Origin of the sequence: Rhodococcus sp. D-6, from assembly GCF_040256695.1 — a bacterium.
GTDB classification, from domain to species: domain Bacteria; phylum Actinomycetota; class Actinomycetes; order Mycobacteriales; family Mycobacteriaceae; genus Rhodococcus; species Rhodococcus pyridinivorans.
In genome coordinates, this window is sequence record NZ_CP132970.1 from 1004273 (window position 1) to 1029416 (window position 25144).

General features: G+C 67.8%; 22 protein-coding genes, 2 tRNA genes and 1 pseudogene. 13 read left to right on the forward strand and 12 right to left on the reverse strand.

Annotated features, from left to right (window positions below):
• Positions 1-65: 65 nt before the first annotated feature.
• The gene (locus RBB84_RS04775; RefSeq protein ID WP_064256390.1) at positions 66-1223 is read right to left on the reverse strand and encodes a glutamate--cysteine ligase; all 1158 of its coding nucleotides are present in this window, start codon (positions 1221-1223) and stop codon (positions 66-68) included.
• A 396-nt stretch (positions 1224-1619) separates the two neighbouring features.
• Positions 1620-1693: transfer RNA gene (locus tag RBB84_RS04780), tRNA-Gly, on the reverse strand.
• Between the two features lie 139 nt (positions 1694-1832).
• Here RBB84_RS04780 and RBB84_RS04785 point away from each other — a divergent pair.
• The 5 genes from RBB84_RS04785 to clpX all read left to right on the forward strand — a co-directional run bounded on the left by RBB84_RS04785 (position 1833) and on the right by clpX (position 6355).
• Positions 1833-1909, forward strand: a tRNA-Pro gene (locus RBB84_RS04785).
• Positions 1910-1982: 73 nt separating this feature from the next.
• Complete coding sequence (gene tig / locus RBB84_RS04790; RefSeq protein WP_346772272.1) at positions 1983-3368, forward strand: trigger factor; 1386 nt, start codon at positions 1983-1985, stop codon at positions 3366-3368.
• A 182-nt stretch (positions 3369-3550) separates the two neighbouring features.
• Positions 3551-4138 carry an ATP-dependent Clp protease proteolytic subunit gene (locus tag RBB84_RS04795; RefSeq protein WP_006551141.1) on the forward strand — a complete coding sequence of 196 codons (588 nt, stop codon included), beginning with the start codon at positions 3551-3553 and terminating at the stop codon, positions 4136-4138.
• A 46-nt stretch (positions 4139-4184) separates the two neighbouring features.
• Positions 4185-4847, forward strand: coding sequence for an ATP-dependent Clp protease proteolytic subunit (locus RBB84_RS04800; RefSeq protein WP_016691867.1), 663 nt, complete (start codon positions 4185-4187; stop codon positions 4845-4847).
• 230 nt (positions 4848-5077) lie between these two features.
• On the forward strand, positions 5078-6355 hold the full coding sequence (clpX, locus tag RBB84_RS04805) for an ATP-dependent Clp protease ATP-binding subunit ClpX (RefSeq protein WP_006551142.1): 1278 nt from the start codon (positions 5078-5080) through the stop codon (positions 6353-6355).
• 93 nt (positions 6356-6448) lie between these two features.
• Here the strand turns inward: clpX and RBB84_RS04810 are convergent, their stop codons facing one another.
• On the reverse strand, positions 6449-7192 hold the full coding sequence (locus RBB84_RS04810; RefSeq protein WP_064256389.1) for an SDR family oxidoreductase: 744 nt from the start codon (positions 7190-7192) through the stop codon (positions 6449-6451).
• Positions 7193-7226: 34 nt separating this feature from the next.
• Positions 7227-8147, reverse strand: a complete 921-nt coding sequence (locus tag RBB84_RS04815) for a 3-oxoacyl-ACP reductase (protein WP_019289046.1) — start codon at positions 8145-8147, stop codon at positions 7227-7229.
• Between the two features lie 203 nt (positions 8148-8350).
• On the opposite strand from RBB84_RS04815, the gene RBB84_RS04820 reads away from it, so the two are divergent.
• From RBB84_RS04820 to RBB84_RS04850, 7 genes and pseudogenes are all read left to right on the forward strand, one after another.
• Positions 8351-8968 (forward strand): TetR family transcriptional regulator, encoded by a 618-nt coding sequence (locus RBB84_RS04820; protein WP_037216487.1) that lies wholly within the window; start codon positions 8351-8353, stop codon positions 8966-8968.
• 118 nt (positions 8969-9086) lie between these two features.
• Positions 9087-10250, forward strand: coding sequence for a steroid 3-ketoacyl-CoA thiolase (locus RBB84_RS04825; RefSeq protein ID WP_064256388.1), 1164 nt, complete (start codon positions 9087-9089; stop codon positions 10248-10250).
• Positions 10251-10281: 31 nt separating this feature from the next.
• Positions 10282-12471, forward strand: a complete 2190-nt coding sequence (locus RBB84_RS04830) for an acyl-CoA dehydrogenase (protein WP_016691873.1) — start codon at positions 10282-10284, stop codon at positions 12469-12471.
• Between the two features lie 6 nt (positions 12472-12477).
• A complete protein-coding gene (locus RBB84_RS04835; RefSeq protein WP_064256387.1) occupies positions 12478-13347 on the forward strand; it encodes a MaoC/PaaZ C-terminal domain-containing protein in 870 nt (289 codons plus the stop codon).
• On the forward strand, positions 13344-14000 hold the full coding sequence (locus RBB84_RS04840; RefSeq protein WP_016691875.1) for a PaaI family thioesterase: 657 nt from the start codon (positions 13344-13346) through the stop codon (positions 13998-14000). The genes RBB84_RS04835 and RBB84_RS04840 overlap by 4 nt, the downstream gene beginning before the upstream one ends.
• 41 nt (positions 14001-14041) lie before the next feature.
• Positions 14042-14459 (forward strand): annotated as a pseudogene (locus tag RBB84_RS04845) (SDR family oxidoreductase).
• A gap of 36 nt (positions 14460-14495) precedes the next feature.
• A complete protein-coding gene (locus tag RBB84_RS04850) occupies positions 14496-15677 on the forward strand; it encodes an alpha/beta fold hydrolase (RefSeq protein ID WP_037216488.1) in 1182 nt (393 codons plus the stop codon).
• A gap of 9 nt (positions 15678-15686) precedes the next feature.
• Here RBB84_RS04850 and fdhD read toward each other — a convergent pair whose 3' ends face one another.
• Entirely contained in the window at positions 15687-16517 is an 831-nt protein-coding gene (fdhD, locus tag RBB84_RS04855; RefSeq protein WP_019289053.1) for a formate dehydrogenase accessory sulfurtransferase FdhD, read from the reverse strand.
• A gap of 300 nt (positions 16518-16817) precedes the next feature.
• On the opposite strand from fdhD, the gene RBB84_RS04860 reads away from it, so the two are divergent.
• Entirely contained in the window at positions 16818-18155 is a 1338-nt protein-coding gene (locus RBB84_RS04860; RefSeq protein ID WP_064256386.1) for an ammonium transporter, read from the forward strand.
• Positions 18156-18239: 84 nt separating this feature from the next.
• Here the strand turns inward: RBB84_RS04860 and RBB84_RS04865 are convergent, their stop codons facing one another.
• The 7 genes from RBB84_RS04865 to RBB84_RS04895 all read right to left on the reverse strand — a co-directional run bounded on the left by RBB84_RS04865 (position 18240) and on the right by RBB84_RS04895 (position 25115).
• Positions 18240-18887 carry an XRE family transcriptional regulator gene (locus RBB84_RS04865; RefSeq protein WP_024100581.1) on the reverse strand — a complete coding sequence of 216 codons (648 nt, stop codon included), beginning with the start codon at positions 18885-18887 and terminating at the stop codon, positions 18240-18242.
• Positions 18888-19015: 128 nt separating this feature from the next.
• Positions 19016-20206, reverse strand: a complete 1191-nt coding sequence (locus RBB84_RS04870; protein WP_064256385.1) for an FAD-dependent oxidoreductase — start codon at positions 20204-20206, stop codon at positions 19016-19018.
• 57 nt (positions 20207-20263) lie between these two features.
• Positions 20264-20824 (reverse strand): HutD family protein, encoded by a 561-nt coding sequence (locus tag RBB84_RS04875; RefSeq protein ID WP_024100582.1) that lies wholly within the window; start codon positions 20822-20824, stop codon positions 20264-20266.
• A complete protein-coding gene (locus RBB84_RS04880; protein WP_024100583.1) occupies positions 20825-22054 on the reverse strand; it encodes an allantoate amidohydrolase in 1230 nt (409 codons plus the stop codon).
• A 46-nt stretch (positions 22055-22100) separates the two neighbouring features.
• Positions 22101-23429 (reverse strand): FMN-binding glutamate synthase family protein, encoded by a 1329-nt coding sequence (locus RBB84_RS04885; protein WP_006551158.1) that lies wholly within the window; start codon positions 23427-23429, stop codon positions 22101-22103.
• Between the two features lie 46 nt (positions 23430-23475).
• Positions 23476-24174: a protein glxC gene (locus RBB84_RS04890; protein WP_050993466.1), complete on the reverse strand. Its 699-nt coding sequence runs from the start codon at positions 24172-24174 to the stop codon at positions 23476-23478.
• A 53-nt stretch (positions 24175-24227) separates the two neighbouring features.
• Positions 24228-25115 carry a glutamine amidotransferase gene (locus RBB84_RS04895; RefSeq protein ID WP_064256384.1) on the reverse strand — a complete coding sequence of 296 codons (888 nt, stop codon included), beginning with the start codon at positions 25113-25115 and terminating at the stop codon, positions 24228-24230.
• Between the last annotated feature and the right edge of the window lie 29 nt (positions 25116-25144).

Genomic DNA, 25144 nt, shown 5'->3' on the forward strand with positions numbered 1-25144 from the left:
CCTCGTCCTGGCTCGTGTGGTCGCGAATACCCGAGGGAAGGCGCTCCAAACGGCAGGTCGCGGGATCAGAGCGCGGGGACGTCCGGGGCGGGATGGGCTCCGCCGGACAGTGGAGGGGTCTGCGGTCCGGCGACGAACGCCCGGTGGAGCGCGTCGACGACGTCGGCGACGGCGTGACGGCGGGCGAACGCGCGTCGCTGCAGCATCGCCCCGGTGCCGCGGGCGAGGATCGCCTCCCACATCGCCACCGCGCACCGGCGGTCGCCGGCCTCCTCGAGTCGGGGGCCGATGTACCGGAGGAAGGCGCGGAAGGACTGCTGCGCGGTGGTGGGCCGCCCGGTGAACACGTCGACGGCACGTCCGGTCGGCCCCTCGCGAGCAGCGCACAGGTACGCGGCGTGGACGACCTCGTCGGCGACCGGAGGAGCAGTGATGCCCGCCCGGACCTCTCGTTCGGCGGTGGCGACGAGCGCGCGGACGAGCATCGCCAGGAGAACAGTCTCGTCGACGGTCGCCGGCACGTCGCTCACCCGGATCTCGACGGTGGGCAGATGCGCCGAGGGACGCACGTCCCAATAGACCATGCCCGGATCGAGGATGTTGCCGCTCTCGATCATCATGGCGACGATCGCGTCGTAGTGATCCGCCGACGTGAACCGCGGGGGAGGACCCGCGCACGGCCACCGGGAGGCCATGATCGCCCGCCAACTGGCGTACCCGGTGTCGCGGCCCCGATGGATGGGCGAGTTGGCCGTCGCGGCCAGCAGGGTGGGCAACCATACCCGGACGTGATTGCACACCAGGACGGCGGTTTCGCGGTCCGCGACACCGACGTGGACGTGGCAGCCGCAGACCTCCTGCTCCTCGGCGAGACGTCCGTACCGCTCGGCCATCGTCCGGTAGCGCGGCACATCCGTCACGGACGCGAGCTTCTGGAGCGTGGGCGACACACCCGACGCGAGCAGACCCGCGTGCGCCTCCCGCGCGGCCGCGGCTGCGACGGTCCGGCCCTCGACGACACGCGCGCGCAACTCGGCCGAGCTGCGGCAGACCGGTGTGTTCACCTCGACCTGGATGCGTTTGAGCTCGTAGTCCATGTCGAGTCCGAGCCGGGCGGCTGCGGCCACGACGAGGTCGTTGCTCGCGGTCAGCCGTTCGGAGGTCGGGTCGACGAGGAAGAACTCCTCCTCGACGCCGACGGTCGGAGCGGGGGTCGGGGGCATGTCCGGAGTCGGTCTGTGGCGCCGAGGCATCGTTGCCTCCCTGCATAGCGAGGCGCCGTCGGTACAGCCGGCGCCGTCGTTGACGCCGGCGCCTTCTCGACCGACCGCTGACCTACGGGGGTGAGACGACGATACTCGGATTTCACACCGGAGAACGGCATTCGATGGTGGAGAGGGACCGACCGGAGGTGGGGCGGGGCCGGTCCCTCCACATCCCCTACGGTGTCATCCGACGACGCCCCACCCGTTCGCGGTCGCGTCCGCTGGAGGGACGCGACGAGGAATCACGACGCGGTGGTTCGTGCGGTCGTCGGAATGCGGATGAGCTGGGCCGGACGGGACGGTCCGGAACGACGAAGCCCGCCGGTGCTGTGTGCACCCGGCGGGCTTCCTCCGTGGAGGGGATGACGGGAATCGAACCCGCGTAGCCAGTTTGGAAGACTGGGGCTCTACCATTGAGCTACATCCCCGTTGCGCCTGCAGCGCCGGTGTCGACCGGTGCTGCGGCTTGCGAGATGAGACTGTACCGGACCTCGCTTTGGATTTCATAATCGGGGGGCCGTAGGATTCTGCGATGGGTCCCGCGGTCGGATGCGGTGCCTTCACGACCGGGATGTGGCGCAGCTTGGTAGCGCATCCGCTTTGGGAGCGGAGGGTCGCAGGTTCGAATCCTGTCATCCCGACCAGATCGAACAGCGTCAGCGCGCTCAGTAGTGACACGAACGACCGACAAGAGAGCACGACAGAAGGAGCATGTCCGTGAAGAGCACCGTCGAGCAGCTGAGCCCGACGCGAGTCCGTATCAATGTTGAGGTGCCCTTCGAGGAGCTCCAGCCTGATTTCGACCGCGCTTTCAAGGCCCTCGCCGGCCAGGTCCGCATCCCGGGCTTCCGCCCCGGTAAGGCACCTCGCAAGATCCTCGAGGCCCGCGTCGGCCGCGGAGCCGTCCTGGACCAGGTCATCAACGAGGCCATCCAGAGCCGCTACAGCGAAGCCGTGACCGCGAACGACGTCAAGGTCATCAGCCAGCCCGAGATCGACGTCACCAAGCTCGAGGACAACGTCGAGTTGGCGTTCACCGCCGAGGTCGACGTGCGTCCCGAGATCACCCTCCCCGATTTCTCCGAGATCGCCGTCACCGTCGATCCCGTCGAGATCACCGACGAGGACATCGCCGAGCAGCTTCTGTCGCTGCGTCAGCGCTTCGGCACCCTGACGGGTGTCGAGCGTCCGGTGCAGGACGGCGACTTCGTCTCCATCGACCTGTCCGCGACGGTCGACGGCAACGAAGTTCCCGAGGCCGCCACCGAGGGCCTGTCGCACGAGGTCGGCTCCGGCCAGCTCATCGACGGACTCGACGAGGCGATCATCGGCCTGTCCGCCGGCGAGTCGAAGGAGTTCACCTCCACGCTGGTCGCCGGCGAGTACGCCGGTAAGGAAGCCGTCGTCACCGTCAAGGTCAACACCGTCAAGCAGCGCGAGCTGCCCGAGGCCGACGACGAGTTCGCGCAGCTCGCGAGCGAGTTCGACACCATCGGCGAGCTCGAGGCCGACCTCCGCGAGCGCGTCCAGCGCGTCAAGCAGGTCGAGCAGGCCGGCCAGATCCGCGACAAGGTCCTCGAGGTTCTCCTCGAGACCGTCGACATCCCGGTTCCCGAGGCTGCCGTCCAGGCCGAGGTCGACAGCGCGCTGCACGACGCGATCCACGAGCTCGATCACGACGAGACCAAGCTGAACGAGCTGCTCGAGGCCCAGGGTTCGAGCCGCGAGGAGTTCGACAAGGAAGCACGCGAGTCCGCCGAGCGTTCGGTGAAGACCCAGCTGCTCCTCGACGCGATCGCCGAGGCGGAGAACACCACGGTCGAGCAGCAGGAGCTGACCGAGCGCATCTTCTTCCAGGCGCAGCGCTACGGCATCCCGCCGGAGCAGTTCATCCAGCAGATCAGCCAGGCCAACCAGCTCGGTGCCGTCTTCGCCGACGTCCGCCGCGGCAAGGCGCTCGGCACCGTCGTCGATCGCGCCAACGTGACCGACACCACGGGTGCGACCGTCGACACCGCCGAGCTGTTCGGCACCAAGAAGGACGATGACGCCGAGGGCGAGAACGCCGAGGCGGAGACCACCGAGGACTCGGCCTCCGAGTAGTCGGGCGACCCGCGGAGATTCGAAACCCCAGGGGCCACGAATTTCCGCTTTCAGCGAAGAGGGGCGGCACCGGGCATCCGGTGCCGCCCCGTTTCGTTAGTGTCAGTGTCAGCAACCCACGATCGACGAGAAGGCAGGTACCCGTGACTCCTCAGAATCCGGCGACATCCATCGGTCCCGCGATGACCTCGGCCACTGCTGGGCTGAACCTCAGCGACTCGGTGTACGAACGCCTGCTCCGCGAGCGCATCATCTTCCTGGGCACCCAGGTCGACGACGACATCGCGAACAAGCTGTGCGCGCAGATCCTTCTGCTGTCGGCCGAGGACCCCACCCGCGACATCTCCCTGTACATCAACTCACCGGGCGGTTCGGTCACCGCCGGTATGGCGATCTACGACACGATGAAGTTCGTCGAGTGCGATGTCGCGACCTTCGCGATGGGTCTCGCCGCCTCGATGGGTCAGTTCCTGCTCTCCGCCGGTACCAAGGGCAAGCGTTACGCACTCCCGCACGCGCGGATCATGATGCACCAGCCGTCCGCAGGCATCGGTGGTACGGCGAGCGACATCGCGATCATGGCGGAGCAGTTCGCACACACCAAGCGCGAGATGGCCGAGCTCATCGCGGAGCACACGGGCCAGTCGGTGGAGCAGATCACCAAGGACTCCGACCGCGACCGCTGGTTCACGGCGCAGCAGGCGCTCGAATACGGCTTCGTCGACCACGTCGTCTCCCGGGCGCAGCAGGCCGGCGGCACCGCCAACTAGGTCCCGGCCCGATCTGCCCTCACACCACCGAATTCTTGGAGAAGCGATGACCAACATGTTCGATCCGCGCCAGCTCGGCGGCGCCGCTCCTGCCTCGCCCGCGAGCCGCTACATCCTCCCGTCGTTCATCGAGCACTCGAGCTACGGCGTCAAGGAATCCAACCCGTACAACAAGCTGTTCGAAGAGCGCATCATCTTCCTCGGCGTCCAGGTCGACGACGCGTCCGCCAACGACGTGATGGCCCAGCTGCTGGTGCTCGAGTCGCTCGATCCCGACCGCGACATCACCATGTACATCAACTCGCCGGGTGGTTCGTTCACCTCGCTCATGGCGATCTACGACACCATGCAGTACGTCCGCGCCGACATCACCACGGTGTGCCTCGGGCAGGCGGCATCCGCCGCGGCCGTCCTGCTCGCCGCCGGCACCCCCGGCAAGCGTCTGGCGCTGCCCAACGCTCGCGTGCTCATCCACCAGCCCGCGACGGGTGGCATCCAGGGACAGGTCTCCGACCTCGAGATCCAGGCCGCCGAGATCGAGCGCATGCGTACCCTCATGGAGAACACGCTCTCGAAGCACACCGGTAAGGATCCCGAGCAGATCCGCAAGGACACCGATCGGGACAAGATCCTCACGGCGGAGCAGGCCGTCGAATACGGTCTGATCGACCGGGTCCTCGAGTACCGCAAGCTCTCGGCCCAGAAGTAGAACGTCGCAGGCGGTTCCGGAAGGCACGGTGCCTTCCGGAACCACCGACGCCGGGACTGTGATCGCCGACACATGTTGTGGTGTACAAATATGACCGGAAACGCGCAGAACCGGTCGACCTGCGCGCCGACATCCGGGTACGGTCGATCAAAGGGCCCGCTCCCCGGGACCGCCCCGTGTGGTGGTTGCGGGACCGGTTGCACGCACACGAGGAAGTAGGGACCTGACTGATGGCACGTATCGGTGACGGCGGAGATCTGCTCAAGTGCTCCTTCTGCGGAAAGAGCCAGAAGCAGGTCAAGAAGCTCATTGCGGGCCCCGGTGTCTACATCTGCGACGAGTGCATCGATCTCTGCAACGAGATCATCGAGGAGGAGCTGGCCGAGACCAGCGAGGTCAAGCTCGACGAGCTGCCCAAGCCGGCCGAGATCCGCGACTTCCTCGACAACTACGTGATCGGCCAGGACGACGCCAAGCGCACGCTGGCCGTGGCGGTCTACAACCACTACAAGCGCATCCAGGCCGGCGACAAGGGTCGCGACTCCCGCGGTGAGACGGTCGAACTCGCGAAGTCCAACATCCTGCTTCTCGGCCCCACCGGTTGTGGCAAGACCTACCTCGCGCAGACGCTCGCGAAGATGCTCAACGTGCCCTTCGCCATCGCCGACGCCACCGCACTGACGGAGGCCGGCTACGTCGGTGAGGACGTCGAGAACATCCTCCTCAAGCTCATCCAGGCCGCCGACTACGACGTCAAGCGCGCCGAGACCGGCATCATCTACATCGACGAGGTCGACAAGATCGCCCGCAAGAGCGAGAACCCGTCGATCACTCGCGACGTGTCGGGCGAGGGCGTGCAGCAGGCGCTGCTGAAGATCCTCGAAGGCACCCAGGCATCCGTCCCGCCGCAGGGTGGTCGCAAGCATCCGCACCAGGAGTTCATCCAGATCGACACCACGAACGTGCTGTTCATCGTGGCGGGTGCATTCGCGGGTCTCGAGAAGATCGTCTCCGACCGCGTCGGCAAGCGCGGCATCGGCTTCGGCGCCGAGGTTCGGTCGAAGGCCGAAATCGACACCACCGACCACTTCGCCGACGTCATGCCCGAGGACCTCATCAAGTTCGGCCTGATCCCGGAGTTCATCGGTCGCCTGCCGATCCTCGCGTCGGTGACCAATCTCGACAAGGAATCACTCGTCCAGATCCTGTCGGAGCCGAAGAACGCTCTGGTCAAGCAGTACGTGCGCCTGTTCGAGATGGACGGCGTCGAACTCGAGTTCTCCCAGGACGGACTCGAAGCGATCGCCGACCAGGCGATCCTCCGTGGCACCGGCGCCCGCGGGCTCCGCGCCATCATGGAGGAGGTGCTCCTGCCCGTGATGTACGACATCCCCAGCCGCGACGACGTCGCCAAGGTCGTGGTCACCGCCGAGACCGTCAACGACAACGTCCTTCCGACGATCGTGCCGCGCAAGACCGATCGGGAACGGCGCGACAAGACCGCCTGATTCCGAAGACCCTTCGGAACTGCACGAGCGCCTCGGCACGAAAGTGCCGAGGCGCTCGTCGTCGTTGGCGGTCGAATCCGGTCCGTCGGTGGATCAGCGCAGTGTGATGGTCCCGCCGTCGACCATGAGTGTCTGGCCCGTCATGTAGGACGCATCCTCACTGGCCAGAAAGACCGCGACACGGCCGATATCGGCCTGCGGGTCACCGAAGCGGTGCATCGGGGTCTTCGCCAGTAGCGCCTCCTCGACGCCGGGGTTGGCCGCGATGTACGCCTCGACGCCCTCGGTCAGTGCCAGAGGCGAGATGACGTTGACATTGATGTCCTCCGCGGCCCATTCGTTCGCCGCGACCCGGCTGATCGCCCGGATCGCTTCCTTCGCAGCGGCGTACGAACTCTGCGTGGCGCTCCCGTCGATCCCGGCTCCCGACGCGAAGTTGATCACCGACCCCTTGTTCGCGGCGAGCTGGGCGTGCGCTGCCTTCATCAATCGGAAGGTCGGATAGAAGCCCGTGCCGAACGACAGGTCGAGCATCTCCTGTGTGGTCTCGAGCAGTGGCGCCTGCTGGGACGCGTGCGCGTTGTTGACGAGCACGTCGAGCTTTCCGAAATGCTCGACGGCGTCCGCGACGATCGTCTCGGCGCTCGACTCGTCGGAGATGTCCGCGTACAGGAATTTCCCGGCTTCGCCGACCTCGGCTTCTAGGGCTTCACCCGCGGGCCGGTCGATGTCGACGAACAGGACGCGGGCACCCTCGTCCACGAATGCTCTGACGATGCCGCGCCCGATCCCTCCGGCGCCACCGGTGACGATCGCAACCTTGTCTGCAAGTCTCATGGCGTGCTCCCTTCGTGGGTCCGGTGTCAAGCGATCAGTCGACGGCCAGCGCGGCCTTCTCGAGTTCCGCGATGCTGTAGGCGGCGTAGGTCTCGTACGGGCCGCGGCCGGTGAAGTACGACGAGAGCTGCTCGTCGAGTTCCTCGACCGTGAATGCCGAACCGGCGGCGTCGAAGCGGTTCTCGACGGTGGGTGCGGCCATGAGCGCGACCATCTTGCCGTACACCACGAACACCTGTCCGGTGATCTCCGAGGACGCCGGTGAGGCGAGGTAACGCACGAGGGTGGCCACGCGCTCCGGCGCCAGGGGATCGAGTCCGGTCGTGGCGCCGGCCTCGCCGAAGGCCTCAGCGGTCATCGCGGTGCGTGCGCGGGGGCAGATCGCATTCGCGGTGACGCCGTATCGCGCCAGCCCCTGCGCCGTGGACAGTGTCAGAGCCGTGATGCCTGCCTTCGCAGCGGAATAGTTCGGCTGTCCGGCGGAACCGAAGAGGAAGGCCTCCGACGAGGTGTTGACGACGCGGCCGTAGACCGGTCCACCCGCAGCCTTGCTCGCCTGACGCCAGTGCACCGCCGCCGCATGTGAGGTGGCGGCATGGCCCTTGAGGTGCACTCGGATCACGTCGTCCCAGTCGGACTCGGTGAGGTTGAAGATCATCTTGTCGCGGATGATGCCCGCGTTGTTGACGAGGATGTCGAAGGACCCGAATGCCTTGACCGAGTCCTCGACGAGGCGACCGCCGAGAGCCCAGTCGGACACGTCGCCGGTGACGGCGATGGCCTGGCCTCCCGACGCGACGATTTCCTCTGCCACCTCGTGCGCCGCGTCGCCCATGTCGTTGACGACGACGGCGGCACCGGCCTCGGCGAGGGCGAGGGCTTCGGCGCGGCCCAGGCCGGCCCCGGCGCCGGTCACGACCGCCGCGCGTCCGGCCAGACTTACGGATTCACCCATGGAACGTCTCCTGTTCGATTGCGGCGGTTCGTCAGTGCACCGCGCCGGAATTAGTATTCATTCTAGTCTCGGGTGGTGGTCGGTCCACCCACGGGACAGGTCCCACTGGCCGGGATCAGGCGGGATACGAGACGTGCCCACCTGGAACGTTCGTCGCCGGCAGTGGTCGATGCGCCACCGGTCGTGAAGGGGAGGAGCCGAGCATGCCCAGACTTGCGGAGGCCCGGGACGCCGCAGAACCGAGTTCGGCGGAACAGCATGCGCGATACGGCAGGATCATCGATGCTGCTGCGCACCTGGGTGCGATGAAGGATCTCGAGCGCGTCCGGATGCAGGAGGTCGCCGAACTCGCCGGTGTCGCCATCGGGACCCTCTACCGCTACTTTCCGTCCAAGACCCATCTGTTCGTCGCGGTCATGGTGGATCGGATCGATCGGATGGGAATCCACCTCTCCAGGCGCTCGCAGTCGTCCTCGTCGCCTGTCGACGTCGTATACGACGCGTTGCTGCAGGCCACCCGGGCGCTTGTGCGCACTCCGTTGCTGGCGAACGCGATGATCCGATCCGCCGCGTCGTCGAACGCCGCCACCATTCCCGACGTGGCGAAGATCGACCAGCACTTCGACGGACTGCTCCTGGCCGCCGCGGGTATCGCGGAACCCACGGTGCGGGACGCAACCGTCGTGCGGTTGGTTGTGGCACTGTGGTTCGGTCTCGTCCAGTCCGCGCTCAACGGGCGGATATCGATCCCCGAGGTCGAGTCCGATCTGCGTGTCGCGTGCGACCTTCTGCTGGTCGATCTGCCCGCCGGTACGCGCTGACGGGCGATTCCCGAAGGCCACATTCCGCAAGGCCGGTCCCGCTCGGTGGGACCGTGCGGGAAACTGCGACCACCGTTACTAGAATAAATTTCAATAACGTCGAGAGCTGGGAGTAGGCATGAGCAAGGTCGTCATCGTGGAGGCCGCGCGGACGCCGATCGGTCGTCGTCGCGGACAGCTGGCCGGGGTCCACCCCGCGGTGTTGCTCGGTGCCGCCCAGAAGGCCGTTCTCGACCGCACCGGACTGCCTGCCGACCAGGTCGGTCAGCTCGTCGGGGGCGCCGTGACCCAAGCGGGGGAGCAGTCCAACAACGTGACCCGCCAGGCCTGGCTCCACGCAGGTCTCCCGTACACGACCGCCGCGACCACCATCGACTGCGCATGCAGTTCGTCGCAGCAGGCGGTCCACATGGTGGCCGGACTGATCGCGTCCGGGCAGATCGACGCGGGAATCGGATGCGGCGTCGAGGTGATGAGCCGGGTGTTCCTCGGTCAGGCCAACGCACCGGGCACCGGCAACCCCTATCCGGACGACTGGTCGATCGACATGGGTGACCAGTTCACTTCCGCCGAACGGATCGCCCACAAGCGCGGCATCAAGCGTGACGACGTCGACGCCCTGGGGCTCCAGTCGCAGCAGCGCGCCGCGGCCGCGTGGGCCGAAGGCCGGTTCGATCGCGAGATCGTCCCGGTGCAGGCGCCGGTCGTGACCAAGGAGGGCGAGCCCACCGGTGAGATCGCGACCGTGACGCGTGACGGAGGTCTTCGCGAAACCACCGCGGAAGGACTCGCCGGTCTCCGGCCGGTCATCGAGAACGGAATCCACACCGCCGGAAACTCCTCCCAGGTCAGCGACGGCGCGGCCGCTGTACTGCTGATGAGCGAGGACAAGGCGCGCGAGGCGGGTCTGCGGCCACGTGCCCGTATCGTCGCGTCGACGCTCGTCGGTTCGGACCCGTACTACCACCTCGACGGCCCCATCGACGCGACTCGCGCGGTACTCGAACGCACCGGAATGTCCTTGTCCGACATCGACATCGTCGAGATCAACGAAGCCTTCGCTTCGGTCGTGTTGTCCTGGGCTCAGGTCCACGGGGCCGACATGAGCAAGGTCAACGTCAACGGCGGTGCCATCGCGCTCGGTCATCCCGTCGGTTCCACCGGCTCGCGACTGATCACCAGTGCACTGCACGAACTCGAGCGTTCGAACCGTTCGACGGCGCTGGTCACGATGTGTGCGGGTGGCGCGATGGCCTCCGCCACCATCATCGAGCGCATCTGACGCCGGACATCTTCTACCCAAAGGACCCGTAATGACTCTGGGATTGAGCGACGAGGACCGCGAACTCCGCGATTCCGTGCGCGGCTGGGCGGCGCGACACGCCACACCCGACGTGATCCGCACGGCCGTCGAAGCGAAGACGGAAGCCCGCCCGACGTACTGGAGCTCGTTCGCCGAACTCGGCATGCTGGGATTGCACCTGCCCGAAGAGGTCGGAGGCGCCGGTTTCGGACTACTCGAAACGGCGATCGTCGCAGAAGAACTCGGACGGGCCATGGTGCCGGGCCCGTTCCTTCCGACCGTGATCGTGTCCGCAGTCCTCGACGAGGCCGGCCGTCGCAGCGAACTCGACGGGCTCGCGGACGGTTCGCTGTTCGGTGCGGTCGCCCTGCAGCCGGGGGACCTGCGCGTGGAGCGCGACGGCGATTCCGTCACGCTCTCGGGAACCTCCGGTGTCGCCCTCGGCGGCCAGGTCGCGGATGTGTTCCTGCTCGCGGCCGACGACGGTGGTGAGCGGGTATTCGTCGTCGTGACCCGCGACCGGGTCGAGGTCACGAACCTGCCCAGCTACGACGTGATCCGCCGCAACGCCGAGATCACCGTGAGCGCCCTGACGTTGTCCGACGGGGACGTGCTGAGATCGGACCCGCATCGGATCGTCGATATCGCCGCGACCTTGTTCGCCGCCGAGGCCGCCGGTCTCGCGGACTGGGCGACCACCACCGCCGCGGACTATGCGCGGGTCCGCAAGCAGTTCGGCCGTGTCATCGGACAGTTCCAGGGTGTCAAGCACACCGTCGCCCGGATGCTCTGCCTCACCGAACAGGCTCGGGTCGTGGCCTGGGACGCAGCGCGAGCGCGGCGCGAGGACGTGCCGGACGACGAGGCGTCGCTGGCCGTGGCGGTCGCCGCGTCCATCGCCCCGGAGGCCGCCTTCCAGGTCACCAAGAACTGCATCCAGGTGCTCGGCGGTATCGGCTACACCTGGGAGCACGACGCGCACCTGTACATGCGCCGCGCGCAGTCCCTCCGGATCCTGCTCGGCTCCACGGCGTCGTGGCGGCGCCGGGTCGCCCACCTCACGCTCGACGGTGCCCGCCGCGTGCTGAGCGTCGATCTTCCGCCCGAGGCGGAACGGATCCGCGCCGACGTCCGTGCCGAACTCGAGCCGGCGAAGTCGCTGGAGAACGCAGCGCGGAAGGCGTATCTGGCGGAGAAGGGCTACACCGCTCCCCACCTGCCCGAACCGTGGGGGAAGGCCGCCGACGCCGTCACGCAACTCGTCGTCGCCGAGGAACTGCGCGCCGCCGAACTCGAACCGCACGACATGATCATCGGCAACTGGGTGGTGCCGACCCTGATCGCGCACGGCAGTACCGAGCAGATCGAGCGATTCGTCCCGCAGTCGTTGCGCGGGGATCTCGTGTGGTGTCAGCTCTTCTCCGAGCCCGGCGCCGGGTCCGACCTTGCGGGCCTGTCCACCAAGGCCGTCAAGGTGGACGGCGGATGGAGGCTCGATGGCCAGAAGGTGTGGACGTCGATGGCGCGGGTCGCGGACTGGGGCATCTGCCTCGCCCGCACCGACGCGGAAGCGCCCAAGCACAAAGGCCTGTCCTACTTCCTGATCGACATCAGGAACACCGAGGGGCTCGACATCCGGCCGCTGCGGGAGATCACCGGCGAAGCCCTGTTCAACGAGGTGTTCCTCGACGGCGTGTTCGTGCCCGACGAGTGCCTCGTCGGCGAGCCCGGGGACGGATGGAAACTCGCCCGTACCACCCTCGCCAACGAACGCGTCTCCCTCTCGCACGATTCGACCTTCGGTGCCGGCTGCGAGACCCTCATGGCGCTCGCGAACGGTATGCCCGGTGGGCCGGACGACGAACAACTCACCGTCCTCGGCAAGGTTCTCGGCGATGCCGCGTCCGGTGGCCTCATGGGTCTGCGTACCGCTCTGCGGTCCCTGGCCGGTGCACAGCCGGGTGCCGAGTCCTCCGTCGCCAAGCTCCTCGGCGTCGAGCACCTCCAGCAGGTCTGGGAGACCGCGATGGACTGGGCCGGTACTGCGTCGTTGCTCGACGACCAGGACCGAACCTCGGCGACCCACATGTTCCTCAACGTGCAGTGCATGTCCATCGCCGGTGGGACGACCAACGTCCAGCTGAACATCATCGGTGAGAGGCTTCTCGGCCTGCCCCGCGATCCCGAGCCCGGAAAGTGACGCCCCATGCCCATCGATACCGATGTCGCGCTCTCCGCTGCGCCCACCGTCCGCGATGCCTCGTGGACCGAACGCGATGTGATCCTCTACCACCTCGGTCTGGGTGCGGGTGTCGACTCGCTCGATCCCGCCGAACTGCGGTGGGTGTACGAGAAGGACCTGCGGGTCCTGCCGACCTTCGCGATGGTCGCCGGTCAGGGTGTCTCTGCCGGTGCGGTGACACAGGCCGGACTGAGCCTGCCGGGAATCGACATCGACCTGCGCAGGATCCTGCACGGTGGCCAGTCCGTCACCGTGCACGCCCCGATCCCGATCTCGGGTTCGGCGACCGTCTCGTCTCGCATCTCCGATGTGTGGGACAAGGGCAAGGCCGCCGTGATCGTGCTCGAACAGTCCGCAGTGGATGCCGACGGAAACCCGTTGTGGACCAGTGCGATGCAGATCTGGGCGCGCGGTGAGGGCGGCTTCGGCGGAGACGCCGGGCCCCATGTGTCGAACGCAGTGCCGGAACGGGACGCCGACAAGACCCTGGTGTCACCTACGAGCACGCAACAGGCACTGGTGTACCGGCTCAGTGCCGACATGAACCCGCTGCACGCGGATCCCGAATTCGCGAAGACAGCCGGTTTCGATCGGCCGATCCTGCACGGACTCGCCTCGTACGGTGTCGTGTGCAAGGCCGTCGTCGACGGTGTGCTCGGTGGAGACCCGACCCGGGTCCGGTCGTTCTCGGTCCGCTTCGCCGGCACGCTGTACCCCGGGGAGACGATCGAGACGGAGGTCTGGCGAGACGGCGACACCCTCACCCTGCTCGCCACATGTCCCGAGCGCGACGGGCAACCGGTGCTCACCCACGCCACGATGGAGATTCGATGAGAGTCGACCCGGACACCCACCCCGTCGTCGGACACGCTCCCGACGGTACGGTTCTGACCTCGGCACCGCAGGACACCGCCGTCGACCGCGCCACCGCCGCCGCGCGGCGCGTGGTGGACGCGTTGCTGCGCACCGACCGTGGCAACGCGAATCTCGAGCGGGTCGCCGAAGAGCTCGACAATATCGCCGAGCACCTCGAGGAACACGCTCCCGAAGTGCGGGAGCGACTGATCGACATGTGGCACGGGGAGGGCGTCACCCGGCACGATCCGGTCACCGGTCCGGAGAACGCGCTCGCTCCGCCGCTGGTGTTGGCCGGTCGCGAAGACGGATCGGTGGAAGGCGTCGTCGAACTGACCTTCCCGTACCAGGGCCCGCCCGGGCACGTGCACGGCGGAGTCTCCGCCCTCCTGCTCGATCACACGCTGGGTGTGGCGAACGCCTGGGCCGGGCGCAGCGGCGCCACCGCACAGCTCAACGTGCGGTACCACCGGCCGACCCCACTGTTCGAGCCGCTGACGATCACCGGTCGTCTGGTCGAACAGGACGGCCGCAAGATCAACACGGTCGGCGAGATCAGGACCGCGGACGGCACGGTGTGCGTGTCCGTGGAGGCGCTGTTCATCGACAGGACGGTTCCCCGTCCTCGCTGACGGCCTGCGCCGCACACGCCGTCGTATCGGAAAGGAACGGCATGGGGAAGTTGGACGGGCGGGTGGCGATCGTCACCGGCGCCGGGATGGGGATCGGCCGCGGATTTCGTCCCGACCGACGTCACCGACCGCGCACAGGTGCACGCCATGGTGGATGCCGCGGTGCGCGAATTCGGCACTGCGCAGCACGACCGTACTGCGGCTCGGGAATGGGCGCCGAAACAGTTGTGCTGCAACGTGATCTGCCCCGGCGTGCAGAGCGCGGCATACCGACGGGTGGCGGCGGCCGACCCGCAGATGGCCGCCACGCAGGCCGCGGCGAACCCGATGGGCCGCATCGGCGACCCTCTCGACGACATCGGCACGGTCGCAGCCTTTCTCGCGAGCGACGACTCCCGCTATCCCACAGGCAACACGCTGTTCGTCGACGGCGGTAGCCACGTCAACGGCGTGCAGTGAGCGCCGAACGTGGACTGACATCCCAACGGAGGATTCATGCTCTCTCGTACTTCCCGGCGTGTGATGGCAGTACTCGCCGCAGCGTCGATGCTCGGCATCACGTCCTGCTCCGACTTCGGCGACGACGCCGAGGAGACTGCCGGGGGACCCGGCTCCCTCGTCACCGAACGCACCCTCACCGGTACGGCGGCGCTTCCCAGCGCGTCGCGAACGCATCTGATCACCTACCTGTCCGATGGTGCCGATCGGCGCCCCACCCTCGTCTCGGGCACGGTCGCGATCCCCGAGGGAGAAGCGCCCGCCGGAGGCTGGCCCGTGATCAGCTGGGCGCACGGCACCACCGGGGTCGGTGACGCCTGTGCGCCGTCCGCGGACACCCCCGGTGGTCCCGCCCACTCCTACATCAGCAGGACGACTGCCATGCTCGACCGGTGGGTCGCAGACGGCTACACCGTGGTCCAGACCGACTACGAAGGCCTCGGCACACCGGGCGGACATCCCTACATGAACGGAGACAGCGCAGCCGACAGTGTCGTCGACATCGTGCGTGCCGCTCGTCAACTCGATCCGGCTATCGGCACCCGATGGATCGCGATGGGACACAGTCAGGGCGGGCACGCCGCGCTGCATGCGGCGGCTCGTGGCACGGAACGCGCCCCTGAACTCGAACTGCAGGGCGCGGTCGCCTTCGCCCCGGGCAGTCGCACGAGTGAGACGGCCGAGTACTACGCGACCGCCGGACCCGCGATCGGTCCGGCGCTCGGCTTCCTGCCGGTGCTGCTGCTCGGAGCGCAGGCGGCGGACCCGAGCATCGACGCCGACGCGATGCTCACCGACGCCTCGCGCCCCTTGCTCGACGCCGCGCGCACCGGGTGCATGGACGACATCCGCGAGGTGGCGAGCACGGTACCGGTGGATCAGGTGTTCGCTCCGGATGCGGACCTCGAACCGCTCCGTGAGTACTACGCCGGTCAGGAGGTCGAACCGCTCACCCTGAGGGTGCCGACGCTCGTCGTGCAGGGAAGCGACGACGCGCTGGTACTGCGTCCGGTCACCGATCAGGTGACCGCGGCGCTGTGCGGCAACGGAGCCGACCTGAGCTATCGGGTATACGACGGAGCCGATCACCGGGCGGTACTCGAGGAGTCCGTCGACGACGTGCGGGCGTTCGTCGACGGAGTACGCGCGGGCGAGGCGCAGGACGGCACGTGCGGTTGATGCCGCCGATCAGTCGGTCTTGATGCGTTCGGGGACGGTGTAGACGTTCATCGTGTCGCCGCGGAGGAAGCCCACGAGGGTGAGGTCGGACTCCGCGGCGAGATCGACGGCCAGCGACGACGGCGCCGAGACCGCCGCGAGCACGGGGATCCCGGCCATGACCGCCTTCTGCACGAGTTCGAACGAGGCGCGTCCGCTCACCATGAGCACGCTGTGCGAGAGCGGCACCCGGTTGTCGGTCAGGGCCCAGCCGATCACCTTGTCGACGGCGTTGTGCCGGCCGACGTCCTCGCGCAGGGCCAGCAGCGCCCCGTCGGGGGTGAACAGTGCGGCCGCGTGCAGACCGCCGGTCGACTCGAAGACCTGCTGGTGCCGACGCAGTGTGTCGGGAAGTTCGGTGAGGGTGTGCGTTCCGATAGAGGTGGTGCCGGCATCCTTCAGTGGATATCGCGTGCGCGTGCGCACCTCGTCGAGCGAGTTCTTCCCGCACACCCCGCACGCGGAGGTCGTCGTGAATGCGCGTCGCCCCGTCCCTTCGGGGACGGTGACGCCGGGCGCGAGGGCGACGTCGAGAACGTTGTAGGTGTTGGCGCCGCTCTCGTCCACCCCGTCGCAGTAGCGAACGGCGGCGATGTCCTCGCGACTGCCGATCATCCCTTCGGCCAGCAGGAATCCGTGGACGAGATCGACGTCGTGACCGGGGGTGCGCATCGTGATGGTGAGCGACTCACCGCCGACCCTGATCTCGAGCGGTTCCTCGACGGCGAGGGTATCGGGACGTCGCGTCGCCCTGTCCGCAGTGATGCGCAGTACCGGTCGACGTGTCGTGACCCGTCCCATCGTCTACCTCCCAGATGCGTGCAGCGGTTCGAGCCGTCGTTCCCGCGGAACCCGGGCAGGGCAGGGATACCCGGGTGGCACAGGTTGTGCACACCGCGGGATGCGGCGTCTCGTCCTCCATACTGCCTGCCCGGACGCAACGGCATCCCCGTCCGGTGAACTGCGGTGGCGTTACACGAAGTTCACCCGCGCCTCGCAGGGACATTACAGAGTGGGTCCACTCTCAGGGGACGGTGATGAATGTGGGTCACCGACTGACGTAGGGGTCGTGAACCCCGGGATCGAACAGGGTGGACTTATATGGAACAGGCACTCGCGGCCGCCGATACCGCCTGGGTTTTGGCGGCGTTCACAGCAGTCGTACTGATGGTTCCGGGCCTGGCGCTGTTCTACAGCGGCATGCTCGGAGTCAAGAGCGCGCTCAACATGATCATGATGGTGTTCGGTGGATTCGCCGTCACGGCCGTCCTGTGGGTGCTGTTCGGTCCGGCCGCCGTGCTCGGTGACAGCGTCGGGGGCCTCGGCCTCATCGGCGATCCCTTCACCGACATCGGTCTGGGCTCGCTGCTCGAGGAGGACCCGGACGGAGGGATGCCCGCCGCACTGACCGCGGCCTTCCACCTCCTCTTCGCAGGCATCACGGTGGCGATCATCGCCGGTGGTGTCGCGGACCGGATGAAGTTCTCGGCGTGGCTGGTGTTCTCGGGCATCTGGGTCGTCCTCGTCTACTTCCCGGTCGCGCACTGGGTCTTCGCCTTCGACGACGAGGAAGCGGGCACGAAGGGCGGATGGATCGCCAACACGCTCGCCGCCCACGACTTCGCCGGCGGCACCGCCGTGCACATGAACTCGGGTGTCGCGGCGCTGGCACTCGCCATCGCACTCGGTCGCCGCCGTGGATTCCCGCACGTGGCACGTCCCCACAACCTGCCCCTCGTCGTGCTCGGTGGCGGAATCCTGCTGTTCGGCTGGTTCGGCTTCAACGGCGGTTCGGCGGGCGGCGCCAACCACACGGCCGGTGTCGTCGTCCTCAACACGCTCGTCGCCGCGATGGCCGGCCTGCTCGGCTGGCTGATCGTCGAACGCATCAAGGAGAAGCACGCGACGACGCTCGGTGCCATCTCGGGCGTGATCGCCGCACTCGTGGGCATCACGCCCGCAGCGAGCCTCGTGTCCCCGCTCGGTGCCCTGCTGATCGGCGTGGTCTCCGGTGCCGTCGGCTGCTTCGCCGTGAGCTGGAAGTTCCGCATGGGCTACGACGACTCACTCGACGTCGTTGCCATCCACCTCATGGGCGGCGTCGTAGGCACCACCCTCATCGCCTTCGTCGCGACGGCCGCCGCGCCGGCCGGTGTCGACGGTCTGTTCTTCGGCGGCGGGATCGACTTCCTCGGACGCCAGATCGTCGCGATGGCCGCGGTGTTCGCCTACTCGTTCGCGGTGACCTTCCTGATCGCGAAGGCGCTCGACAAGATCATGGGCATCCGGGTCGACACCGAGACGGAGATGCGGGGCATCGACGTCCCGGTCCATGGGGAGACGGCCTACGTGATGGACTCGTTCTCACCCACCGGTCCGTCGACGCTGCGTCCCGAGGTGTTCGCCGAGGATCGCGACGTGATCGTGCCCAAGTCCTGACCGGCGAGCTTCACCGATCGAACGGCAGGAGCCCTCACCGCACCGGGCGGTGAGGGCTCCGTCGTGTTCACGGTTGCCGGTCGTTCACGGCTGGTGATTGTCGGGATACGCCGTGACGGCGAGGAATCGGATGGGCAGCTTCAGCAGCTCGTTCGGTCCGTGCAACCCTTCGCCGTCGAGGAGCAGGGCGTCGCCCGGTTGCAGGTGGTACTCGGAATCGCCGTGGCCGTAGAGCATCTCGCCCTCGAGCATGTACAGCAATTCCGTGCCGGGATGCTGGAAGAGCGGGAAGACGTCGCTCGCATCGGTGAGGGTCACCAGCACCGGTTCGAGTCTCTTGTGCTGTCCCCGCAGCGCGCCGAGCAGTTCGTAGTGATGGCCCACCCGCGTACCGCGACCGACGATCTCGGCGCCGTGCCCGTTCTTGGTGAACACCGCGTCGCGGTGCGCGTCCGCGCCCCGGAAGAGCGAGGTGACGGGGACGTCGAGGCCGACGGCGAGCCGGGCGAGCGTCGACAGACTGCACGAGGTCTGGGCGTTCTCGATCTTCGAGAGCATCGCCTTGGAGATCCCCACCTTCGCGGCCATGTCGCCGACGGACAGGCCGCTGGCCAGCCGCAACGACCGCACCTGGTGGGCGATCGCGCGCTCGAGATCCACACCCGTCGGGGTGCCGCGCGGAACTTCGCGTCCGGAATCGTCGTACAAGACGGGACGATCTGGGCTGGCCATCTCGTCAGCGTAGCGTGTGTCCACCGGTGGTGAACGCCGCAATGCGGACATGGCGGTGCCCTCCACAGATCCGGACGACAGGGATCCGGCCGGGTCCGTGGAGGGCACGAGTGCTGAGTAGGTGGGGATCAGCGCATCTCGCCGGCGCCTTCGTAGGGGTTGAGACTCAGGAGCAGATCACCCTCCTCGAAGCGGGAGAAACGGAAGTCGTCCGGGTTCACGTTCGGAAGGTCGGTCTTCCCGTCGATCAGCAGGTCGGCGACCAGCTTGCCCACCGCGGGGGAGATCTTGAATCCGTGCCCGGAGAATCCCGTCGCCAGGAACAGACCCTCGACCGGTGCCGGACCGATGACGGGGTTGTAGTCCTCGGTGACGTCGTAGGCACCGACGTACGAACTGGTGATCCGCGGGTCCGGCATGTCGGGAAGTCGGTTGCCGAGCTTCATGATGTTCTTCTCGATCGTCGAGTCGTCGGCGCGGTTCACGTACTTGTCGGGATCGATGTACTGCGGCGTTTGATGATCGGAATTGCCCACCAGGAGTTCACCGTTCGGCTCACGGCAGATGTACTGCAGACCCGCCAGATCGGACAGCACGGGCACCTCCGGGGTCGGGACACCCTGGTCGACGAGAACCAACTGCGCGCGCTGCGCCCGGACGTCGATGTCGACGCCGACACCGGCGACGAGTGCCGGCGTCCACGGTCCCGCCGCGACGACGACCTGCTCGGCGTGCACCTCGGACCCGTCGGCGAGAGTGACGCCGTAGACCCGGCCCGCGGCGTTCTGCAGCAACGACACCACTGGGCTGCTCTGTCGGATCTTCACGCCCATCCGACGTGCCGTTGCACCGAACGCCATTCCCGCCATGTAGGCCTCGCCGCGACCGCCGAGCGGTTCGTAGGCGAACAGGGCGAAATCGTCGAGGTTCAGGCCCGGCCACAGTTCGGCCATCTTGTCGTGGGAGATGAGTTCGGTGGCGATGCCCAGGCCCTGCATCATCTCGATGTTCGCCTCGAGCGGCTTGACGTTGTTCTCCGCGACACCGACGACGTAACCGCACCGGCGGAATGCCATGTCGTCGCCGAAGATTTCGGTCGCCCTGGTGAAAATATCGACGCCGTACCAGGACATCGCGGCCAGCGAAGGGGTGCCGTAGTGGCACCGCACGACGCCGCTCGATTTACCGGTCATGCCCGAGCAGAGGGTGTCGCGCTCGAGGACGAGGACGTCGGTTTCGCCGCGGTCGGCGAGGGAGTAGGCGATGGCCAGGCCTTCGAGGCCGCCGCCGACGATCAGAAACTTGGTCGTGTCCGTCACCTGAGGATCCTTTGTTCGGTCGGCCTCCGAATCAGGAGGTCGGTGGGGGAGTCGATGTCAGAGGGAGGAAGTGGGTTCGATGCGGACCAGTAGTCCGGTGGCCGACGAGCCTCGTAGGGTGACGGCCTCGCCGCGGATCAGGACGCAGTCCCCGGGCGCAGCTCGTTCGGTACCGGCCTGCACCGAGCCCGATCGCACGTAGAGGGCCGTGACACCATCTGCGGCGGTGTCGCACACCGTGTCGAGCGCGAAGTACCCGACGGCCGCAGTGGCGCCCCCGCGCTCGGTCATGACATTGAATGCACGGGTGGCGCCTCGGGGGACGCAGTGGGGCGCGTCCTCACCGGCGAACGAGTGTGGACGCCACGGATCCAGCGAACGGGGTCCGTGGCCCGAGTCGAGGTCGGCGCCGTGCTCACCGATGACGGTGAAGATCCGTTCCGTGCCGGGAAAGGCCGAGAACTCGCTGGGCTCGGAGCCCAGCTCGGCCACGCTGATCCGCCACAGCGGACGGCCGGAGGGGCCGTCGGGTCCGGTCGCGACCTCCTCCGTGATCCCGGCGCCGTTGCGCCAGGGCACCCGCCGCCGCTCGCCGGACCGGATCACCTGCGCGGCCACCTAACTGCCCGTCGTCCAGTCCGCCATGATGTCGGCCAGCGCCTGCGCTCCGATGTTGCAATCGTCGGCCTCGGCGAACTCGTGCGGTGAATGCGAGACGCCGGTGGGGTTGCGCACGAACAACATTGCGGTGGGAACCTTCTCCGAGAGGATGCCCGCGTCGTGTCCCGCCTGGGTGGGCAGTACCGGGATGTCCCCGAGATGCGACAGCGCGCGGCGCAACCGTTCGCGCGGTCCGGCCGGGAACTCGACGATCGGGGTGATCGATTCGGCGAAGACATCGAGTCCGATCTCGTCCGGCAGGCAGTGTTTGCGGGCCTCGGCCTCGATCTCGGCGACCAGCGTCGTCAGGGTCTCCTCGTCCGCGGCGCGAGCGTCGAGCCAGGCCTTGATCTCGGAGGGGATCGCGTTGGCCCCGTTGGGCAGCACCTCGAGTTTGCCGAAGGTGGCGACCGCACCGGCCGCCGCGGCACACGAGCGGGCGCTGTGCACCGACGATGCGTAGGCGAGCATCGGGTCGCGGCGGTCCACCAGGCGCGTGGCTCCGGCGTGGTTGGCCTCACCGGTGAAGGTGAACTGCCATCGGCCGTGCGGCCAGATCGACGACGCGACCGCGACCGGTGCATCGACGAGGTCGAGGGCCCGGCCTTGTTCGACGTGAAGTTCGACGTACACCCCGACCCGGTCGACGAGGGTGGGGTCGGTGCCGATGTGTTCGGGCACGCGACCGGCGCGGGTCATGGCCTCGGCCAACGTTATTCCGTCACGATCACGCAGGCCGAGCGCACGCTGCGGAGCGAGCGCCCCGGTAGTGAGCTGACTGCCCACGCAAGCCACACCGAAGCGGGCACCCTCCTCGTCGGAGAACGCGGTGATCGCGATCGGCACGGTCGGGACGATGCCGCGCTCCCGGACCAGATCGACCGCGGCGAACGCCGAGACCACGCCGAGTGGTCCGTCGAACGCGCCGCCGTCGGGCACCGAGTCCAGGTGCGAACCGGTGACGAAGGCGTCGGTGGGATCGCCTTCCCAGCCGACGGGGAGCCACCACGCCCACAGGTTCCCGTTCCGGTCCTCTTCGACGTCCATGCCGCGCTCGGCGGCGCAGCCGCGGAACCACTCGCGGAGAGTGAAATCGGCGTCGCTCCAAGCGAATCGGCGATAGCCCCCGGTCGTCGGATGCTTACCGACATCCAGGATCGATGCCCAGAGCGTGTCGAAGGCGGTCATATCTTGTGTCCTCTCGGGAAGTGCGGTGGCAGGCCTGTCGCCACGGTCAGAAGGCGCTGCGGCCGGGGATCCAGTCGGTGCCGGCCAGGGGCACCCGAGCCATCGCGGCGGCCTCCATCGTGACCGCGACGAGGTCCTGCGGTTCGAGATTGCGCAGGTGCGACTTGCCGCACGCCCGGGCGATGGTCTGGGCCTCCATGGTGAGCACCCGCAGGTAGTTCGCGAGGCGGCGGCCACCCTCTACCGGATCGAAGCGGGCCTGCAGGTCGGGATCCTGCGTGGTGATGCCGGCGGGGTCCTTGCCGTCCTGGAAGTCGTCGTAGAAACCGGCTGCGGAGCCCAGCTTCTCGTATTCGGCCTGGTACTTCGGATCGTTGTCGCCGAGGGCGATCAGCGCGGCCGTGCCGATGGCGACGGCGTCCGCGCCGAGGGCCATCGCCTTGGCAACGTCGGCGCCGGAGCGGATACCGCCGGAGACGATCAGCTGCACGCCGCCCGGGGTGCGGTGCACACCCATCTCCTGCAAGGCCTGCACCGCCTGGGGGAGCGCGGCCAGGGTCGGGATGCCGACGTGCTCGATGAAGACGTCCTGGGTGGCAGCGGTGCCACCCTGCATCCCGTCGACCACCACGACGTCGGCGCCGGACTTCACGGCGAGCTTGACGTCGTAGTAGGTGCGGGTCGCGCCGACCTTGACGTAGATCGGCTTCTCCCAGCCGGTGATCTCGCGCAGTTCGAGGATTTTGATGGCGAGGTCGTCGGGGCCGGTCCAGTCGGGGTGCCGGCACGCGCTGCGCTGGTCGATGCCCACCGGCAGGGTACGCATCCCCGCGACCCGCTCGGTGATCTTCTGCCCGAGGAGCATGCCGCCGCCACCGGGCTTGGCGCCCTGGCCGAGCACGACCTCGATGGCGTCGGCCTTGCGGAGGTCGTCGGGGTTCATGCCGTATCGCGACGGAAGGTACTGGTAGACGAGGTGCTTGGACTGCCCACGTTCTTCCGGGGTCATGCCGCCGTCGCCGGTGGTGGTGGACGTGCCGACCTCGCTGGCGCCACGCCCGAGGGCCTCCTTCGCGCGACCGGACAGCGCACCGAAGCTCATTCCGGCGATCGTGACCGGGATGTCGAGGTGCAGCGGGTACTTCGCGTTGCGGTCGCCGAGGACGACGTCGGTCTCACACTTCTCGCGGTAGCCCTCGAGTGGGTAACGCGACATGGACGCGCCGAGGAAGAGCAGGTCGTCGAAGTGGGGAACCTTGCGCTTGGCACCCCAGCCGCGGATGTCGTAGATGCCGGTCGCGGCGGCGCGCTGGATCTCGTGGATGACGTTGCGGTCGAAGGTGGCCGACTCACGCAGTCCGGGCTGGAAGGTCATGGAAGTCTCCTCGGGGGTCGAGCGGGCGGAAGAACGTCGGGGGCTCTCAGTAGGCCGAAGCGTTGTCGACGTGGAAGTGGTAGAGCTGCCGGGCCGAGCCGTAGCGGGTGAACTCGGCCGGGTCGGCGTCGAAACCGGCCGTGTCGAGCAGTTCCTGCAGCTCGGCGATGTGCTCGGGGAGCATCTCCTTCTTGACGCAGTCCGCACCGAGCGAGGCGACGCTGCCCCGCACGTAGATCCGCACCTCGTACAGTGAATCGCCCAGGGCCTCACCGGCATCGCCGAGGACGACGAGTCGGCCGGCCTGTCCCATGAAGGCGCTCATGTGACCGATATCACCGCCGACGACGATGTCGACGCCCTTCATCGAGATGCCGCAGCGTGCGGCGGCGTTGCCTTCGATGACCAGCAGCCCGCCGTGGGCGGTCGCACCGGCGGACTGCGAGGCGTCGCCGGTGACGCGCACACTGCCCGACATCATGTTCTCCGCGACCCCGACGCCGGCGTTGCCATCGATGGTCACGTGGGCGTGCTGGTTCATCCCGGCTGCGTAGTAGCCGACGTGGCCGTCGATGCGGACGTCGATCGGCCGGTTCAGGCCGCAGGCGAGTGCGTGGGCGCCTTGCGGGTTCACTACCTCGATCGAGGCCGGGGCCTCCATCGCGTGCAGTGCCGCATTGAGTTCGCGGGTAGTGGTCGTCGCCAGGTCGTAGGTGGCGGTCGGGAGCAGGGTGTCGGTGGTCATGATTGCCTCCGGGGATGAGATCGGGACGGCGGAGTCGGGATTCGCGCGGCCGGTCAGCGTCGCCACACGTAGACCCGGTCCGGTTCGGGTTCGAAGATGCGGGCGTCGGCGATGCCGGGAAGTCCTGCCAGGGCGCGGAATTCCGAGGCCATCGCGACGTAGGCGTCGCACTCGGCGACGATCGCGGGCTTGCAGGCGATCGGATCGCGGACCACGGCGAAGGAATCGGAGGTGGACACCAGCAGGGTGTAGAAGCCGTCGAAGCGTTCACCGAGCAGACGCAGTGCTTTCTCGAGATCGGCGCCCTCGGCGAGGTGTTTGGCGACGAAGCGTGCGCCGACCTCGGTGTCGTTCTCGCTGTCGAACACCACGCCCTCGTCCTCGAGTTCGCGCTTGATCGACAGGTGGTTGGAGAACGAGCCGTTGTGCACGAGGCACTGGTCGGGGCCGACGGCGAAGGGGTGCGATCCTGCTGCGGTGACGGCGGATTCGGTGGCCATGCGGGTGTGGCCGACACCCTGCCGGCCGGAGGCGGCGGGCAGGCCGAAGGTCTCGGCGAGATCGCGGGGATCGCCGGTGCCCTTGAGGACGGTCACGTCGTCGCCGAAACCGATGACGGTCGCGGTGGGGGCCAGCGTGCGGACGGTGTCGGCGAGCAGGGTCGCGGGGACGGGGGCGTGCAGCACGGTGGTGGGGGCGAGATCGAGCGCCCCGACGGTCACACCCAGTGTGTCACCGACGGCGGTGGCGAGGTCCGAGGGTGCGTCGAGCACCGAGACCGACGACTCCCCGGCGGGGGAGAAGACCGGGTTGCCGTAGACGGCGACGCCCGCCGAATCCGGTCCGCGGTCCACCATCTGCCCGAGCATCCCGGTCAGCAGGCTGCCCAACCGGGGCTCGAGCGAGGCGTCTCGCAGATGAAGTCCGACGATTCCGCACATGGTCGTCTCTCCTGTTCGATGGGTCTGGA